We start from the raw sequence: 17133 nt of genomic DNA, 5'->3' as shown, positions 1-17133 counted from the left end.
TCTTTGGCCATCGGTCGCTACCCGAGCGTCCGCAAATGGAGGAAATTGCGATGACTATCCGTATCAAGGATCTTGCCAGCCCGCTTCTGGCAGCCGCATTGGCTTTGGCTGCGCCTGCGGCCATGGCCGCGAACACCATGGTCGGCGGTGCCGAGATGCTGCCCTCGAAGACCATCGTCGAAAATGCCTCGCAATCGGCGGATCACACCACGCTGGTCGCCGCCGTCAAGGCCGCAGGACTGGCCGAGACCCTGATGGGGCCGGGCCCCTTCACCGTTTTCGCGCCGACGAACGCTGCCTTTGCCAAACTGCCCAAAGGCGCGGTCGAGGATCTGCTGAAACCCGAGAACAAGGACAAGCTGACCCAGATCCTGACCTGTCACGTCGTAGCGGTCGATGCGATGTCGCCCGCCATCGGCAAGATGATCATGGATGATGGCGGCGCCCATCCGGTGAAAACTCTGGGCGGCTGCGTGCTGACCGCAAAGATCGGCCCGAAGAATGAACTGCAACTGACCGACGAGAACGGCACGACCGCGACCGTCACCATTCCCGATGTCGATCAGTCGAACGGCGTCGTACATGTCATCGACACGGTGCTGATGCCCAGGATGTAATCCGGTTTCAGTTCGATTGAACCTGTCTGGCCCGTGCGCTCAAGTCGCGCGGGCCTTTCGCCGCTCATCGGTGAACCGGGCTTGCTCCGGCCGCGTTCCTTGCCCAGAAATGGGATGATCCGGCCCTGAACGGGCGCAAACAGGGACAGGTTACAGATGAGCGGATTGCTTGCGCTGCTGGACGACGTGGCGGGAATCGCCAAGATTGCGGCAGCGTCGGTGGACGATGTCGCGGGGCAGGCCGCCAAGGCCGGAGCCAAGGCTGCTGGCGCGGTGATCGACGACGCTGCCGTGACGCCGAAATATGTCCACGGATTCTCGGCTGCCCGCGAAATCCCGATTGTTCTCAAGATCGCGCGCGGCTCGCTGTTCAACAAGCTGATCATCCTGCTGCCGATTGCGCTGCTTCTGTCGGCCTTCGCCCCTTGGGCGATCACGCCGCTGTTGATGATCGGCGGGGCCTATCTGTGCTTCGAAGGGGCCGAGAAGGTCATGCATGTGTTCGGGCATCATCAGGTCAACGAGCCCAAGCTGACAGCAACCGACGACGGCGGCGCCGGCCTCGAGGAAGAACGCGTCAAGGGCGCGATCAAGACCGATTTCATCCTGTCGGCCGAAATCATGACCATTGCTTTGGCCGCGATTCCCGATGGCGACCCGATCTGGATGGAGGCGCTGATCCTTGCGGTCGTTGCCATCGGCATCACGGTCGCGGTCTACGGCTTTGTCGCCCTGATCGTGAAGGCCGATGATTTCGGGCTGCATCTGGCCGAGAAAGGCGGGGCGCTTGCGGGCTTGGGCCGTGGTATCGTCCGGTTCATGCCCGGTTTCATGAAGGTGCTGACCGTGGTCGGAACCGCCGCGATGATCTGGGTCGGTGGCCAGATCGTCGTGCATGGCCTGCACGAGCTTGGCCAGCACCAGCCCTACGAATGGGTCCATCACATGGCCGAGGCCGCAGCCCATGCGCTGCCCGCCGCCCCCGGTCTGGCCGCATGGGCCGCAACCGCGTTCTTCGACGGTATTTTCGGGCTGGTGCTGGGCTTTATCCTGATTCCGGTCGCGAACCATGTCGTCTCGCCCGCGATTGGTGCAGTGAAAGGCCTGTTCGGGGCCAGCGCCTAACCGTGCTGCTCGGCTGCGGCCTGACCCAGCGCCGCATTCAGCGCCCGCAGCGCGTCGATGTGATAGACTGCGCCCAGAATATCGTCGCTTCCCGCATGTACGACCGGATAGAACGCCGCGCCGGTTTCGTCGAAACGGCGCAGGGCCTGCTCCAGCGTCATCTGGTCAGGGATCGTCTGCCCGTCCGCCACCAGCTTCTGCAACAAATCGACCGAGGGCGTGCTTTTGGCCCCCAGCGCCCGCATCACCGCCGTCACCCGCATCTTCTGCGGCAGCCAGACCTGCGGTCCTTCGGCGATATGGACGCCGCGCCGCATCAGCTGGGTCAGGAAGAACGACCGGTTCACCATGCGCGAGGCCAGCGCCGTGCTGAGCGATACCGAGGTCATCACCGCGATTCCGGTCTGCCAGTCTCCGGTCAGCTCGAACACGATCATCGCGGTCGAGATCGGCGCGCCCAGCACCGCCGCACCGACCGCGCCCATGCCCGCCAAGGCGTATAGCGTCTCGTTGCCGGAGAATTGCGGCAGGATCGAGGTGGCAAGGATGCCGAAGGCCAGCCCCGTCAACGCCCCCATGACCAGCGCGGGCGAGAACACCCCGCCGCCCATCCGCCCGCCCAGCGTGATCGCCACCGCCAGCGCCTTGACCAGCGCGAAGACGATGGCGGTCCAGATATCCAGCCGTCCCGTCAGCGCAGCCGACGTGGTCTCGTAGCCGACACCGATGATATGCGGATAGGGGATCGCGATCAGCCCCAGCAGCAGCCCCGCGATGGTCGGACGCAGCCAGCGCGGCCAGCCGGTGCGGGCCATCACGCGGTTCGCGACCGTCTCGGCCCGAAAGATCGAGGCCATCAGCCCCGCCGCCACCAGCGCGCAAAGCAACCCCAGCAGCATGAAGGCGGGCAGCTCGATATAGAAGCCGAGCCCACCCGCTTGCGGCAGCCGGAACTCGGTCACGCCGCCAAAACGCAGACGGTTGATGACCGTGCCCGCGACGGCGGAAATCGCGATGGGAGCAAAGGCGCGGACGGCGAAATTGCGCAGAACGACCTCATGGGCGAACAGCGCGCCTGCGATGGGGGCGTTGAAACTGGCGGCGACTGCGCCCGCGACCGCGCAGCCCAGCAATTCGCGCCCCGTGACCGGACTGGCCTTGATGCGGTCGGCCACCAGCGTCGAGATTACTCCGGCCAGATGCACCACCGGCCCCTCGCGGCCTGCCGATCCCCCCGTGCCCAGCGTGATGACCGAAGCCGCAGCCGAGGCCAGCCCCTCGCGGATTTCGACCCGCCCCCCGTCCAGCGCTGCGCCCTCGATCACGTCCGAGACGCTGCGCACCCGCCCGTCCGGCGTGAAACGGTCAAGGATCAGCCCGACGACCAGCCCCCCGATCACCGGAACCGCCAGCACCCACCACCACGGCAGATGCCCCGCGACGGTGGCCATCGTCATGTCATCGGTGCCGTAGGCCAGCCGCTGCAAGGCGCTGATGCCCATGCGGAAGGCCAGCGCGGCAAGACCGGCACAGATGCCGATCAGCAGGGCGATGATCCAGAACTCGACCTGTCCGGGGCCGCGGGTGACCAGCACCGTCCAAGCATGGGCCAGATCGCGCTTCAGATGCCGTAGTCCCTGCCGCCCCCAACCCGTGGGCTGATGATCTTTTTCCTTGCCGCTCATGCCATTGACCCCGTTCTGCGAAAAGGGAAACACGTCACGGGGGACGGGTCCACCTCTCGCGCGTGTTTTCTGCCTGCCTTGCCCTTTGCGCAACAGCGGGATTATCAAACGCCTGACCATGAGGAGAGGACCAGATGCCCATACCCGTTCCGGCTGCCGACGAACTCGCCCGATTGCTGGGCGCGCGCTTTTCCCTCGCGCAAGCCGACCGAGAGTTGCATGGCGGCTCTGAAACCTATCACAGCGCCCCACCGCCCGAGGCCGTGGTCTGGCCCGTCTCGACCGAGGAAGTCTCGGCCATCATGCGGATCTGCCACCAGCACCGCATTCCGGTGATCGGCTGGGGCACGGGGACCTCGCTTGAAGGTCACGCTCTGGCCCTGCATGGGGGCATCGTCATGGACCTGATGAAGATGGACCGCGTGCTGGACATCCGCGCCGGTGACCTTCAGGTCAGCGTCCAGCCCGGCGTCACGCGTGAAGCGCTGAACACCGAACTGCGCGCGACGGGCCTGTTCTTCCCCGTCGATCCGGGCGCGAATGCCAGCCTTGGCGGCATGGCCGCGACGCGGGCCAGCGGCACCGCCGCCGTGCGCTACGGCACGATGCGCGACAATGTTCTGGCGCTCGAGGTCGTGCTGGCCGATGGCACGGTGATCCGCACCGGAACCCGTGCCGCGAAATCCAGCGCGGGCCTTGATCTGACCGCGCTGTTCGTCGGCAGCGAAGGCACGCTGGGCATCATCACCGAACTGACCCTGCGCCTGCATGGCCAACCCGAGGAAGTCGCCGCCGCCGTCTGCGCCTTCGGCACGCTCGAGGAAGCCGTCGAATGTGTGACGGCGACGATCCAGATGGGGATTCCCATGGCGCGGATCGAGTTTGTCGATGGCGATGCCGCCCGCGCCTTCAACCTGCAGAATGGCACCAGCCTGCATGAGGGCCCGCATCTGATGGTCGAGTTCCACGGCTCGCCCGCCTCGGTCAAGGACGACGCCAGCAAGTTCGGCGAGTTGGCCGCCGATTTCGGCGGGCAGGGGTTCGACTGGGCCACCACACCTGCGGAACGCGCCGCCTTGTGGAGGATGCGCCACGGGGCCTATCGCGCCTGCCTTGCCCTGCGACCGGGCGCGACTGCGGTCGTCACCGATGTCTGCGTGCCGATGTCCCATCTGGCCGCAGCGGTCGCCGCCGCCGCCGAGGACATCAGCTCCGAGGGCCTGCTCGGCCCGATGGTCGGCCATGTCGGAGACGGGAATTTCCATTCGCAGCTTCTGGTCATGCCCGGCAATGCCGAGGAACTGGCTGCCGCCAAGCGCGTCGCCACCCGCATGGCCGAACGTGCCTTGGCCGTGGGCGGCACGATCACCGGCGAACATGGCGTGGGCGTCGGTAAACGCCCCCTGATGCGCGCCCAGCACGGCGCGGCTATCGGCGTGATGGCGGCGATCAAGGCGGCGCTCGATCCCGACAACATCATGAATCCGGGCAAGATGATCCCCGAGACGAACTAGGTCCAGAAGCAAGGGCAGGATATCTTATGGCTTTGACATTTGTCCCGGGCTTCATGCTGGATCAGGATCTCTGGACCGATATCCTGCCTGCGCTGGGCGGCTTCGGTCCGTTCACCCATGCCGATCCCCACAGCGCCACCTCGATCGAGGATATGGCGCGGCAGACGTTGCTGGTCTCGGCTGCGAAGTTCGACCTGATCGGCTTTTCGATGGGCGGCTATGTCGCGCGCGAGATGGTGCGGATGGCGCCGGACCGTGTGTCGCGGCTGATCCTGATCGCCACATCGTCGCGCGGCGATAACGAGTTGCAGGCCCGCCGCAGGGTCGTCGCGGCCGAGGCCGGTCTGGCGACCTTCCGCGGTGTGTCGCGCCGTTCGATCGCGCAGTCGCTTGCCGCCTCGCGCGAGGGCGACGAGGCCCTGATCGCGCGGGTCCACGCCATGAGCCTTCGCTTGGGCGGCGACAGCTTTCGCAAGCAGGCAGGGTTCTATCGTGCCGGAGATACGGCGCAGCTTGACCGGATCACCTGCCCGACGCTGGTCGTGGCGGGCGAACAGGACCGGCTGCGCAGCATGGCCGAGGCTCGGGAACTGGCCCACGGCATCCCGAACGCGCGCTTCGCCAGCCTTCCGGCGGGGCATATGCTGCCGCTGGAAATGCCCGATGAACTGGCACAACTGCTGCGCGAATTCCTGTCCTCGCCCCTCTGAGCGGAATTCGTGATCGGCGCGGTGTACGGCCGGTGTACAGCCTGTGTACGCGCGGTGGACGCCTTGTGCGGTGCAAATCCCAGCATTTGCTGGAAAAAAGCTACCACCGCCGCGATCCGGCACCGCGACCGTCACGCGACGTATTCGCCCCTGACGTTTTCGTGACTGTCACGCCATCGTGACAGAAACCTGCACCTTTGCGATAAAGACCCAAAGCACCGGAGAACACGGGCATTGGGCAAGGGGCAGTCATGAGAGTTCTTGGCAAGGTTTTAAGCATCCTACTGGTGGTCGCCCTCGCGGCCTGTGGTGGCGGAGGCGGCAGGCGGGCTCCGGTCGCGGTGGTGTCCGGAGCGGGCGCAGGTCCGCAATTCGGCGATTCCGCGCCCCATGCCTGGGTCGGCGGCCATCCCTATGACCATATGGTCCACGGCATCGATATCTCGCGATATCAAGGAAATATCGATTGGAATCAGGTCCGTAACTCGGGGATCAGCTTCGCCTTCATCAAGGCGACCGAAGGCGGCGATCACGCCGACCCGAATTTCCGCCGCTACTGGTACGAGGCCGCACAGGCCCGCATTCCGCGCGGCGCCTACCATTACTTCTACTTCTGCCGCTCGGGCGCGCAGCAGGCGGCATGGTTCATCGCCAATGTTCCACGTGAACGCAATGCCATGCCTCCGGTCATCGATCTGGAATGGACCGCGTCCAAGACCTGTCCGCGTCGTCCGCCCAGCCATGAGGTCCTCCGCGAGGCCAAGATCTTCAAGGACATCCTGCATCGCCATTACGGCCAGCGTCCGATCATCTACACGACCGTCGATTTCTACCGCGACAACAATCTGGGCAGTTGGCCCGAGGAGTTCTGGCTGCGCTCGGTCGCGGGCCATCCGCGCATCGTCTATCCTGGCCAGCAATATACCTTCTGGCAATATACCGGCACAGGACGGGTTCCCGGCATCAGCGGCAATGTGGACCTGAACGTGTTTGCGGGCAGTCCGGCGCAATGGCGGCTCTGGTTGCAGCGGAGGCTGCAATAAGCCGCCGTCTGCTCTGGATCGAATTCGTGGCGCTCTATCTCGGAGCGCCACTTGTCATTGCGCTGTTCATGCCCGGCCATCTTCTGTTCGAGGCATTGGCGCTTTTCTCGGTCGCGGGGCTTTTCCTGCTATGGCGCACCGGCGGCTTTGACTGGCGCAGTCTGGTGCGCGGCTGGTCGCGTCTGCCGTGGCGCGAGATCGCGGGCATGGCGGTCATCACGCTGCTCTTGGGTATGGCGGTGCTGTGGATCAGCCGTCCCGGTGCGCTGTTCAACATGCTGCGCAGCCGCCCCGAATTCATTCCGGTGATCTGGGTATTCTACCCGATCCTGTCCGCCCTGCCGCAGGAACTGATCTTCCGCCCGCTGTTCTTTCACCGCTACGGCGCGTTGCTGCCATCAGGCAGGGGGGCGATTGCCCTGAATGCGGCGATCTTTTCGTTCGCGCATCTGATGTACTGGTCGCTGGTCGTGGCAGCCCTGACCTTTGCCGGAGGCTGGTTCTTTGCCCGTGCCTATCTGCGTTTCGGCTTTCCATCCGCTTGGGTGCTGCATGCTGTTGCGGGGAATGTCCTGTTCGCTGTCGGAATGGGGGCATATTTCTACTCGGGCAACGTCGTGCGACCCTTCTAGAACTTGACTTCCGTGGCCTGTCGCGCTTGATGCGGGCGCTGAAACAAGGGGAAATCAAGATGAGCGTCTATCGCAGCCATACCTGCGGCGAGCTGAGCGCCGCGAATGCCGGGTCCGAAATCCGTCTGTCCGGCTGGGTCCACAGGGTCCGCGACCACGGCGGCGTGCTGTTCATCGACCTGCGCGACCATTACGGCATCACTCAGGTCATCGCCGACAGCGACTCGCCCGCATTCGCAGGGCTCGAGAAACTGCGCGCCGAGACCGTCATCCGCATCGACGGCAAGGTCAAACTGCGCGATGCGTCGCTGGTGAACCCGAAACTGCCGACCGGCGAGATCGAGATCTACGCGACCGATATGGAAGTGCTGGGCCCGTCCGACGACCTGCCTCTGCCGGTCTTTGGCGATCAGGATTATCCGGAAGAAACCCGTCTGGCCTACCGTTTCCTCGACCTGCGCCGCGAGTCGCTACACAATAACATCATGCTGCGTTCGAAGGTCGTCCGTTCGATCCGCAACCGTATGTGGGATCAGGGCTTTACCGAGTTCCAGACCCCGATCATCACCGCATCCAGTCCCGAAGGCGCGCGCGACTTCCTCGTGCCGTCGCGTCTGCACCCGGGCAAGTTCTACGCGCTGCCGCAGGCTCCGCAGCAGTTCAAGCAGCTGATCATGGTTGCGGGCTTTGACAAATACTTCCAGATCGCGCCCTGCTTCCGCGACGAAGACCCGCGCGCCGACCGCTCGCCGACCGACTTCTACCAACTCGACCTCGAGATGTCCTTCGTCGAGCAGGAAGACGTCTTCGCCGCGATCCAGCCGGTGATCCAGGGCCTGTTCGAGGAATTCGGCAATGGCCGCCGCGTCGATGCCGAATGGCCGCGCATCCCTTACGCCGAGTCGATGCTGAAATACGGCAGCGACAAGCCGGACCTGCGCAACCCGATCGAGATGCAGATCGTCTCGGATCACTTCCGCGACTCGGGCTTCGCGATCTTCGCGAAACTGCTTGAGCAGGAAGGCACCGAGGTTCGCGCCATTCCCGCGCCGACCGGCGGCTCGCGCAAATTCGCCGACCGCATGAATGCATTTGCCCAGCAGCAAGGCCTGCCGGGTATGGGCTATATCTTCTGGCGCAAGGCCGAGGATGGCTCGACCGAGGCTGCCGGTCCCATCGCGAAAGCTCTGGGTGCTGAGAAAACCGAAGCTATCCGCGTGCAACTGGGGCTGGGCGAGGGCGACGCGGCCTTCTTCCTTGGCGGCAAACCTGAGAACTTCGAGGCCGTCGCCGGTCGCGCCCGCAACGAGATCGGCCGCGAATTGGGCTTGACCGACGAAAGTCAGTTCAAATTCGCGTGGATCATCGACTTCCCGATGTACGAGAAGGGCGATGACGGCAAGATCGACTTCAGTCACAACCCGTTCTCGATGCCGCAAGGCGGAATGGACGCGCTGTCGGGCGACCCGCTGGACATCAAGGGCTACCAGTATGACCTTGCCTGCAACGGCTACGAGTTGATTTCGGGCGCGATCCGGAACCATAGCCCCGAAATCATGTTCAAGGCCTTCGAACTGGCAGGTTACGGCCATGACGAGGTCGAGAAACGCTTCGGCGGCATGGTCAAGGCTTTCCGCTATGGCGCTCCGCCCCACGGTGGCTGCGCTGCGGGCATCGACCGCATCGTGATGCTTCTGGCCGATGAGTTGAACATCCGTCAGGTCATCATGTTCCCGATGAACCAGCGCGCCGAAGACCTGATGATGGGTGCGCCGTCCGAGCCGACGAACGAGCAGATGCGGGAATTGCGTCTGCGCAGTTTGCCTAAAGAGTAAATTCGCATAACGATTTGAAAACCCGCCGGAAGCAGATGCATTTCGGCGGGTTTTTGCATATCCGGACAAAGCTGCCAAAAGCGTGAACTGACGTTTCGCTCATGATATGGCATAACTTCGGGACTGAATTTTCCGAAGTGACGGCTTGGCATATGACGGTAGATTTCCCACAACTTGCTGCCATTCGGCTTGGATACGGCCTGTCTCCGCTTACGCCCCCGCCACAAGATCCCGCCGAGGTGCTGGCGGGCATTGGTTTGGCTTCCCCATTGCCTACGGCGATGACGACATCACGCGCTGCCACGATGAGCATCCGTCTGGCCGATCTTCGCAAGGCAAGGCAGGAACGCGGCGGGGAGGAGGACAAGGAATTTCAGGCCCATAATCAAATGTTGGGGCGTCAGATACATCGGGATCTGCAGCGTCGGATCGCGCGGGCCGTCGATGATCCGGTTGGGATCGGAGAGCGTCTGGTCCAATTCTGGGCGGATCATTTCACAGTCAGGCCCGATGGTCCGGGGCAAAATCCTCTTGCGATGGCATTCGTGGACGAGGCGATCCGCCCTCATGTGAACGGTCGGTTCGAAGATATGTTTTTCGCTGCCGACACCCACCCGATGATGCTGTTGTATCTGGATCAGAACCGAAGCAAAGGTCCGAATTCGATTGCCGCGATCAAGCAACCGAAGCGGAACATCGGCCTGAACGAGAACCTCGCGCGCGAGGCACTGGAACTGCACACGCTAGGCGTCGGCGCACCATACACGCAAAAGGACGTGCGAGAACTTGCCGAACTGATGACCGGCCTCAGCTATGACAACCGCAACGGCTTCAATTATCGTCCGCAAATAGCCGAGCCGGGGGCTGAAACCGTCATGGGGATCAACTACGGCGGCGACAAGCGGGCAGTTTTGCAAGACATCCGCGTTGCCTTCCGAGACATCGCGCGTCGCCCCGAGGCGGCGCATTATATTTCTTGGAAGCTTGCGGTGCATTTTGTCTCGGACAACCCGTCGCCGGACCTTGTCGATGCGATGGCCGCGAAATGGCTCGACACCGACGGCCATCTGCCGCAGGTCTATCGCGTCATGATCACGCATCCCGAACTCGCTGCGACCTTTCGCCAGAAGGTGCGGCAACCCTTCGACTATGTGGTCGCGGCGTTGCGCGCCCTTGGGGTGACGGGGCGGCAGGTGATGGCACTGGACTTTCCGCAACTTCCCGCAGTGCTGACCGAGCCGATCGCGCGGATGGGGCAACGCTGGATGCGTCCGATCGGCCCCGACGGCTGGCCCGAAGGCGCGGAATCCTGGGTCGCGCCCCAACTTCTTGCTGCGCGGATCAGTTGGGCGCTCACGGCACCGGGAAAACTCCTGACTCAGGCTCCCGATCCCCGCGCCATGATTGAGACAACTTTCGGTGGCACCCAGTCCGAGCAACTGGCCTGGGCGGTTCCCAAGGCCGAGAGTCAGGCCGAGGGTGTGGCGCTGATCCTTGCCTCCAACGATTTCAACCGGAGGTAGGAGCCCCCGATGATTCAGCTTGACCGGCGACTGTTTCTGAAATCCGCCGCCTTGATCGGGTGCTCGGCTGCGGCACATCCCCTGACAAGTACCATCACCTTCGCCGCCTTGCCTGCGGACAGTCGGCTGGTGGTGATCATTCTGCGCGGCGCCATGGACGGGCTGGACGCGATCCAGCCATATGGCGATCCCATGCTGGCAAAGCTCAGGCAGAATATCTCGGTCGGGCCGGACAATGGCGCGCTGGATCTGGACGGATTCTATGCCCTGCACCCGCGACTCGCGCCGCTGAAACCGCTTTGGGACAAGGGCGAATTGGCCTTTGCCCACGCGGTTTCGACGCCTTATCGCGACAAGCGCAGCCATTTCGACGGGCAGGATCTGCTCGAGGCCGGTTCGGGGAACGACCTTCCCATCGATTGGCGCAGCGGCGGCTGGCTGAACCGGATGCTGCAGGCCATGCCCGGCAGCACTGCCGAGACGGCCTATGCTGTCGGCGTGGAGCCGATGCGGATTCTCAGTGGCGAGGCGGCGCATCTGGGTTGGGCGCCGCGGGCCTCGCTGGCGCTGTCGCCGCAGGCGCAGATGTTGTTCGATCATGTCTATCACGACGATCCGATTTTTCGGGAAGCCGCGCGGGACGCCTTCCGGATCGCGGCGGAAACCGACCAGACCGCGATGACAAAGGGTCCGACTGCGGATGCGACGGCGCTTGGGGCGTTTGCGGCCACGCGGTTGAACGCGCAATCGCGGATCGCTGCCTTCTCGCTTTCGGGCTGGGATAGCCACGCCAACCAGCCCAATGTATTGGGGCGCGCCTTGGACAATCTGGCCGCTGCGATCATCGCGCTGCGCGATGGGCTAGGTGCGAATTGGGGCAGCACGACTGTTCTGGCGATGACCGAATTCGGTCGTACCGTGCGCGAGAACGGCTCGGGTGGGACCGATCACGGCACGGGCGGCGCGCTGTTGATGGCAGGCGGGGCGATCCGGGGCGGGCGGGCCTTTGGCGATTGGCCGGGTTTGGCCGATGGTCAGCTTTATGCCGATCGTGATCTGCTGCCGACGCGCGACGTCCGCGCCTATGCCGCATGGGCCTTGCGCGGGCAGTTCGGGATCGGGAAAGATGTCCTTGAGCGGACGATTTTTCCGGGGCTTGACCTTGGCCATGATCCGAAGATCCTCGCCTGATCCGGCTTCCGCGAGGATTTTATGACTGATCGACCCGTCGGCCCCGTTGTCGCGAATTTTTCGACGCCTCCCGTTCCGGGTCCAGAATTGAGCGGACGCTATGTCACGCTTGAGTTGCTTCAACCCGAACGCCATGCCGAAGCGCTTTTTCATGCCAATCAGGGAAGCGACTGGGTTTGGGACTATATGCCCTATGGTCCCTTCACTGATCTTTCCGAATATCGCGCATGGCAACAGGCGGTGGCTGAGAAATCCGATCCGTTCTTTTACGCTATGCGGGACAAGGCGACCTGCCGGATTGGCGGTGTCGCGTCGTTTCTGCGCATTGATCCGGCGAACGGCGTCATCGAGATCGGCCATATCCAGATCGCTCCGGAACTGCAGCGGGGCGCTGCATCGACCGAAGCGATCCTGCTGATGATCGGCTGGGCGTTCGAGGCGGGCTACCGTCGTGTCGAATGGAAATGCAACGCGCTGAACAAGCCCTCGATGCTGGCGGCGCGGCGCTACGGTTTCACCTATGAGGGCACTTTCAGACAGCATCTGCTGGTCAAGGGGCGCAATCGAGATTCCGCCTGGTTCTCGGTCCTTGACGGGGAATGGCCGGCTTTGCGCGATGCCTATGCGCAATGGCTTGATCCGCAGAATTTCGCGGCGGACGGCACCCAGATCCGGCGGCTGTCCGAACTGACCGAAAGCGCGCTTCAGGGGCGTTGAACCGCCGACAGCCGCTCCTGTACCATGCCACTGATGCGGGCCAGATCCATCGTCAGTTCCGGTCCGTTGATGCGATCCCGCACCAGTGCGGTCGCTGCATCCTCTAGCGGTTCGTCATGGGCCGAGCGGGCGATTCCGGCCAGAAAGCGGGCAATATACTCGATGGCCTGCAGGTCATCGGCGACCTGCAAAATCTCGGCGACATGGGCCAGATCGTCGTGCAATGCCGCGCGGTCGGGTATGATCAGTTCGTCGGTGATCGCGCGCAAGCCGGTGGGGCGGGCCTCGGCGGGTAGGGCGCCAAGGATCGCCTGCTGGAATTGGCCAAGGCTTTCGATCGGTTTGGTCAGGAACCCGTTCGCACCCGCCTGCAATGCGGTATCGCGGTTGTCCGCATCCCCCGAAATGCCAAGGATGACCGGAACGCGGGGTGTGGCACGGGCAATTGTCCGGATCATCTCGGCCCCGTCGCCATCGGGCAGGCCCATATCGACGATGATCGCACCCGGGCAATAGGTCTGCAAATGCCGCAGCGCCGACCGTATGGTATCGGCCCGCCTGATCCGTGCCCCCGAGCGCAGGCAAAGCAAGCGCATCGCTTCGGATGCGTAACGTGAATCCTCGACCACCAGCACTGTAAGTCCGGCAAGCGGGCGGTCCGGCAGAACCGAACGCCATTTTGGAATGTCGTTGCTGTCGTGCGCTGCGTCATCCGTCATCGCCGAAATCCTTCCAGTGAATCGCTGTTGCGATCCAGATTGGCCTGATTCCCCTAAGAAGCGGTTAACGCCAATTTGTCGTCGCCGGATTCTTCTTTCCTGCGTCTGGTCCGCGACCTAAAACTCTCGCAGAGGAACCGGAGGAACTGATGCCCAAATCGCCCGCATACGCCTTGTCGTCGCCCGTTTTCGTGGGGATGGGCGCATGAACCTGACCGGAGGTATCGTCCTATATGCCGTGTTGTGGTTTCTGGTCCTGTTTGTCCTGCTGCCGATCGGACAGCAAAGTCAGGCAGATGTGGGGCAGATCACTCCCGGCACGCCCGCGGGCGCGCCGCATGAGCCGAAGCTGAAGAAAAAGATGATCTGGGCCACGCTGATCTCGGCGCTGCTTTGGGGTGTGATCGCCTATATCATTCTGGGCGGCGTCATCACCCGTGCCCAGATCGAGGCCCTGACCGGCTAACGCTGCGGGCTCAGGTGGAACAGGTGGGTGAAGCCCGCCGCCGCCAGCACGGGGACCAGCACGTTCAGGAATGGCACGGTGACCAACAGCGTGATCAGGACCCCCAGCGTCGTTGCTTGCCAGATCATGCGGTTGCGCAGCGCGGTCGCTTGCGGGGCGTGCAGATGCCGTCTTGCGGCCATCTGGAAGAACTCCCGTCCCAGCAGCCAGCCGTTCGCCAGATAGAACAGGATCGAAGCTAAAGGTCCGATGAAGGGTGTCAGCACCAGTGACACCAGCGTGACCCCGATCACTGCCCCCATGACCGCCAGGGATTCCATCAGCCCGTCCATGAAATCGACCGGTAGGCCCTTGGCGGCGGGATAGTGGACGTCCTCGACCACATCCGCGACCTTTTCTGCGAAAAGACCAGCAAAGCTTGCCGTCACCGGAGCCATCAGGAAGATCGACATGATCGGAAACAGCGCAAGTGATCCCCAAGACAGGGCGCCGCTGATCGCGATCTCGCCGATCCACGGCAGGGTGACGGTGTCGGGGGCGAATAGTCTGACGGCCCAGAAAACTCCGGCTTGTAGGGCGACAAACAGGACCAGCGTCAACGCGATCCCCATCAAGACGACGCTGAAAACGCGTGGCCGCAGCAGGTCGCCCCAAGCACGGCTCAGGGATTTCAGGACCATTACAGGAAAACCGTCTTGCCAGCGATATCGGGCCTTGGTCGATCCGGCGGTGTCGTGCCCCGCTGTCCGATATGGACAAGGCCGACGACGCGCTCATGTCCGGATACGCCAAGATGGGCGTTGGCGAATTCGGCCTGGGTTGCGTAACCGGTCAACCAGGCGGCTCCATAGCCCGCCGCCAGCGCGGCATTCAGCAGTTCAAGACATACCGCGCCAGCAGACAGGAACTGCTCCCATTCGGGGATCTTCGGGCTGTCCACCGGAGACGAGACCACCGCCACGATCACCGGCGAGTCAAAGGCCGAGCGCGCCTTTTCCACGGCGGCCTCATCCCCGCCCTGAGCGGCGACGTATGCGGCCAGCAGCGGGGCCAGCCGGTCCAGCGTGTCGCGTTCCAGCACGACAAAGCGCCACGGTTCGAGTTTGCCGTGATCGGGAACGCGAGCCGCGAGCTCCAGCAGATTCATCAACTCGGCACGCGCAGGCGGCGGGCCAGTTAACAGCTTCGGAGGGTGCGAGCGGCGCTGGCGCAGGAAGGCAATCGTGGCGGGGTCGGAATATTGCAAGGCGGACCTCGAGAATGTTTGTTGCGCTTGGCTGAGCCGCGAAGGCGTTGTGTCCGTCTCGCTTTCGGGTCGCCGACAGCGCGGTGGCGATCTGGCTGCAGATGGCCATATAAGGCGGGAAATGACCAGCCCCGCAGGAATCCGATGACCGACCTGAGCCATCTTGCCGTCAGCGGCACCGAGATCGCGGTGCGCGTGACGCCGCGCGCCTCTCGCAACGAGATCACGCTTCAGGCCGGTGCGGTCCGCGTTCTGGTCACGACGGTCCCCGAGGACGGCAAGGCGAATGCAGCCGTGGTCAAGCTGCTGTCGAAATCGCTGGGCATCGCCAAATCCAGACTGACCCTGCTGCGCGGAGCAACCTCGCGCGACAAGGTGTTCCGGATCGATTAGCGCCGTTCCAGCCGGTAATTACCCTCGGGCAGATTCAGCGCGGCGCGCAGTTCTTCGAGTTGTTCGATCGTGATCACGATCTGGGCCAACTCGCCGGTATCGGGATCATATTGCTCGACGATCACGCGGTCGTCGAAACTTTGGATGACGACGTCTTCGTTCAGAGGCCGCGCCCCGATTGGGGCACCGTCGGGCAGTTCGTCGACAAGCGTAATGACGGTGGCGTCGAAGTCATGTTCGATGGTGAACATTGCTGGCCTTTCTGGGCAGTTATACTCCAACTTTCGCGTGAACTGCGGCCGTCGGCAAGTGCGGGGGTTGGCGAGCCCCGACAAGGCCGGATAAGGTGTCGCGACGCGCGGAACGTGCCGCCGGAATAGCAGGCAAAAGGCGAGAATCATGAAGGCTTGGAAGGCGGTAGCTGTCGCGGCACTGGCATTGGCGGGTTGCGTTGCCCAGCCCGTGCAGCAGCCGGAAGTCCAGCCAGCGCCCAGTATCGCGCCCTCGTCCGGTTCATCGTCGGGTGCGCGCGCCTCGGCGCGGACCTTCATCAGCGTCATCAACCGCATGGAACCCGCAGTCGAGCGGGAATGCGTCCAGCGCCGCACCCAACCGATCAATTGTGATTTCCAGTTCCTCGTCGATGATCGCTCGGGGCTAGAGCCGAACGCCTTCCAGACCGTCGACGCAAAGGGGCGGCCCGTCATCGGCTTTACCCTGTCGCTGATCGGCGAGGCACGCAATGCCGACGAGTTGGCCTTTGTCGTCGGGCACGAGGCCAGCCACCATATTCTAGGCCATATCGACCGCAAATCGACCGCCGCCGCTATGGGAGCAGTGATCCTTGGTGGGCTTGCCAGCGCCTATGGCGGCAATCCGGATGCCATCGAAAGCGCCCAGCAGATGGGAGCGCAGTTCGGCGCGCGTTACTATTCGAAGGATTGGGAACTCGAGGCCGACTACCTTGGCGCGATCATCACCCTGAACGCCGGCTTCGATCCCGAACACGGAGCGCAGTTCTTTGCGCGTATCCCTGATCCGGGTGATAAGATTTTGGGCACTCATCCATCGAGTGCGGCCCGCATGCAGCAAGTCGCCCGAGCTGTGGCGGATTATCGCGCCGGAAGGGCGCGATAATTTCTGCGGCTGTGGCAGAGATGCAGCAGTCTTAAGCGAGCGGCTTTCTCAACTAAACTGTTTATTTTCAATATTCTTGGCATTTCTGCGTGTAATTGATGCGCGAACTTGTGATTTGGTTCCATTTGCCTTCGCATATCGGCGAAGAATCGCCAATATGCGTCTTCCCTGGGCGGTATATCGCCAATAGTTTCTCCTAAAGATTGAGTAAAGAGCCCGTCACTCGCGGGTTGCTACCCTGAGGGAATGTATGATCGGCGTAATCCTATGGAGCGACACACCGCGCGAAAAGGCGATCATCTGGTGCGAGGATCATGCTGCATTGGCCTATCTTCAGGGCCGTGACAACCTGCTGGGAGATGACTGGCCCGAGGCCGGCGATCTTGTCGAATTGGAATACGAGGATGTCGGGCAGCATCGGATGGCGCGTTCGGTTCTGATCGTTTCAGCCCATGGCAAGTCGAACCTGCCGGGGCTTTTGCGCGAGATGGGCGAACCGCAGCCGGTTTTGCGCGTGATTTCGAATGACGTTCACGATGCCGTGCCGCGACCCGACAAGATCGCGGCTGCCGGCTGATTG

Annotated in this window: 19 protein-coding genes; 14 read left to right on the top strand and 5 right to left on the bottom strand. The window is 63.1% G+C overall.

Going from position 1 to position 17133, the window contains the following annotated elements; translation table 11 throughout:
• Positions 1–50 precede the first annotated feature (50 nt).
• Complete coding sequence (locus GL286_RS00475; RefSeq protein WP_155093597.1) at positions 51–617, top strand: fasciclin domain-containing protein; 567 nt, start codon at positions 51–53, stop codon at positions 615–617.
• 156 nt (positions 618–773) lie between these two features.
• Positions 774–1742, top strand: coding sequence for a DUF808 domain-containing protein (locus GL286_RS00470; RefSeq protein ID WP_155093596.1), 969 nt, complete (start codon positions 774–776; stop codon positions 1740–1742).
• Here the strand turns inward: GL286_RS00470 and GL286_RS00465 are convergent.
• Entirely contained in the window at positions 1739–3427 is a 1689-nt protein-coding gene (locus tag GL286_RS00465) for a chloride channel protein (protein ID WP_155093595.1), read from the bottom strand. The genes GL286_RS00470 and GL286_RS00465 overlap by 4 nt on opposite strands.
• A gap of 134 nt (positions 3428–3561) precedes the next feature.
• Between GL286_RS00465 and GL286_RS00460 the strand changes: the two genes are divergently transcribed.
• From GL286_RS00460 to GL286_RS00425, 8 genes are all read left to right on the top strand, one after another.
• Positions 3562–4941: an FAD-binding oxidoreductase gene (locus tag GL286_RS00460; protein WP_155093594.1), complete on the top strand. Its 1380-nt coding sequence runs from the start codon at positions 3562–3564 to the stop codon at positions 4939–4941.
• 26 nt (positions 4942–4967) lie between these two features.
• Complete coding sequence (locus GL286_RS00455; RefSeq protein WP_155093593.1) at positions 4968–5651, top strand: alpha/beta fold hydrolase; 684 nt, start codon at positions 4968–4970, stop codon at positions 5649–5651.
• Between the two features lie 251 nt (positions 5652–5902).
• A complete protein-coding gene (locus GL286_RS00450) occupies positions 5903–6694 on the top strand; it encodes a glycoside hydrolase family 25 protein (RefSeq protein ID WP_155093592.1) in 792 nt (263 codons plus the stop codon).
• Between the two features lie 26 nt (positions 6695–6720).
• Positions 6721–7326 carry a CPBP family glutamic-type intramembrane protease gene (locus GL286_RS00445; protein WP_343038798.1) on the top strand — a complete coding sequence of 202 codons (606 nt, stop codon included), beginning with the start codon at positions 6721–6723 and terminating at the stop codon, positions 7324–7326.
• A 59-nt stretch (positions 7327–7385) separates the two neighbouring features.
• The gene (gene aspS, locus GL286_RS00440; RefSeq protein ID WP_155093590.1) at positions 7386–9161 is read left to right on the top strand and encodes an aspartate--tRNA ligase; all 1776 of its coding nucleotides are present in this window, start codon (positions 7386–7388) and stop codon (positions 9159–9161) included.
• A gap of 152 nt (positions 9162–9313) precedes the next feature.
• Entirely contained in the window at positions 9314–10684 is a 1371-nt protein-coding gene (locus GL286_RS00435) for a DUF1800 domain-containing protein (protein ID WP_155093589.1), read from the top strand.
• A 9-nt stretch (positions 10685–10693) separates the two neighbouring features.
• On the top strand, positions 10694–11875 hold the full coding sequence (locus GL286_RS00430; protein WP_155093588.1) for a DUF1501 domain-containing protein: 1182 nt from the start codon (positions 10694–10696) through the stop codon (positions 11873–11875).
• Between the two features lie 21 nt (positions 11876–11896).
• On the top strand, positions 11897–12592 hold the full coding sequence (locus tag GL286_RS00425; RefSeq protein ID WP_155093587.1) for a GNAT family N-acetyltransferase: 696 nt from the start codon (positions 11897–11899) through the stop codon (positions 12590–12592).
• Here GL286_RS00425 and GL286_RS00420 read toward each other — a convergent pair.
• Positions 12580–13311: a response regulator gene (locus tag GL286_RS00420; protein ID WP_155093586.1), complete on the bottom strand. Its 732-nt coding sequence runs from the start codon at positions 13309–13311 to the stop codon at positions 12580–12582. The two genes, GL286_RS00425 and GL286_RS00420, sit on opposite strands and share 13 nt — an antisense overlap.
• A 205-nt stretch (positions 13312–13516) precedes the next feature.
• Between GL286_RS00420 and GL286_RS00415 the strand changes: the two genes are divergently transcribed.
• The gene (locus GL286_RS00415; RefSeq protein WP_155093585.1) at positions 13517–13777 is read left to right on the top strand and encodes a DUF1467 family protein; all 261 of its coding nucleotides are present in this window, start codon (positions 13517–13519) and stop codon (positions 13775–13777) included.
• Here GL286_RS00415 and GL286_RS00410 read toward each other — a convergent pair.
• Together GL286_RS00410 and GL286_RS00405 are read right to left on the bottom strand one after the other, a co-directional pair.
• Positions 13774–14457, bottom strand: coding sequence for an EI24 domain-containing protein (locus GL286_RS00410; protein WP_155093584.1), 684 nt, complete (start codon positions 14455–14457; stop codon positions 13774–13776). The two genes, GL286_RS00415 and GL286_RS00410, sit on opposite strands and share 4 nt — an antisense overlap.
• A complete protein-coding gene (locus GL286_RS00405) occupies positions 14457–15023 on the bottom strand; it encodes a nitroreductase family protein (RefSeq protein ID WP_155093583.1) in 567 nt (188 codons plus the stop codon). Before GL286_RS00405 ends, GL286_RS00410 begins: the two co-directional genes overlap by 1 nt.
• 144 nt (positions 15024–15167) lie before the next feature.
• On the opposite strand from GL286_RS00405, the gene GL286_RS00400 reads away from it, so the two are divergent.
• The gene (locus GL286_RS00400) at positions 15168–15416 is read left to right on the top strand and encodes a DUF167 domain-containing protein (protein WP_155093582.1); all 249 of its coding nucleotides are present in this window, start codon (positions 15168–15170) and stop codon (positions 15414–15416) included.
• On the opposite strand, the gene GL286_RS00395 is transcribed toward GL286_RS00400, so the two are convergent.
• Positions 15413–15667, bottom strand: a complete 255-nt coding sequence (locus tag GL286_RS00395) for a hypothetical protein (protein WP_155093581.1) — start codon at positions 15665–15667, stop codon at positions 15413–15415. The genes GL286_RS00400 and GL286_RS00395 overlap by 4 nt on opposite strands.
• A 148-nt stretch (positions 15668–15815) precedes the next feature.
• On the opposite strand from GL286_RS00395, the gene GL286_RS00390 reads away from it, so the two are divergent.
• Positions 15816–16553, top strand: coding sequence for a M48 family metalloprotease (locus GL286_RS00390; RefSeq protein WP_155093580.1), 738 nt, complete (start codon positions 15816–15818; stop codon positions 16551–16553).
• A gap of 250 nt (positions 16554–16803) precedes the next feature.
• Positions 16804–17130, top strand: coding sequence for a hypothetical protein (locus GL286_RS00385; RefSeq protein ID WP_155093579.1), 327 nt, complete (start codon positions 16804–16806; stop codon positions 17128–17130).
• Positions 17131–17133: the final 3 nt, after the last annotated feature.

Origin of the sequence: Paracoccus aestuariivivens (assembly GCF_009711225.1) — a bacterium.
Taxonomy (GTDB): Bacteria; Pseudomonadota; Alphaproteobacteria; order Rhodobacterales; family Rhodobacteraceae; genus Paracoccus; species Paracoccus aestuariivivens.
Note: the sequence above shows the minus strand (reverse complement) of the source record. Positions and strands in the feature narration are given on the sequence as shown.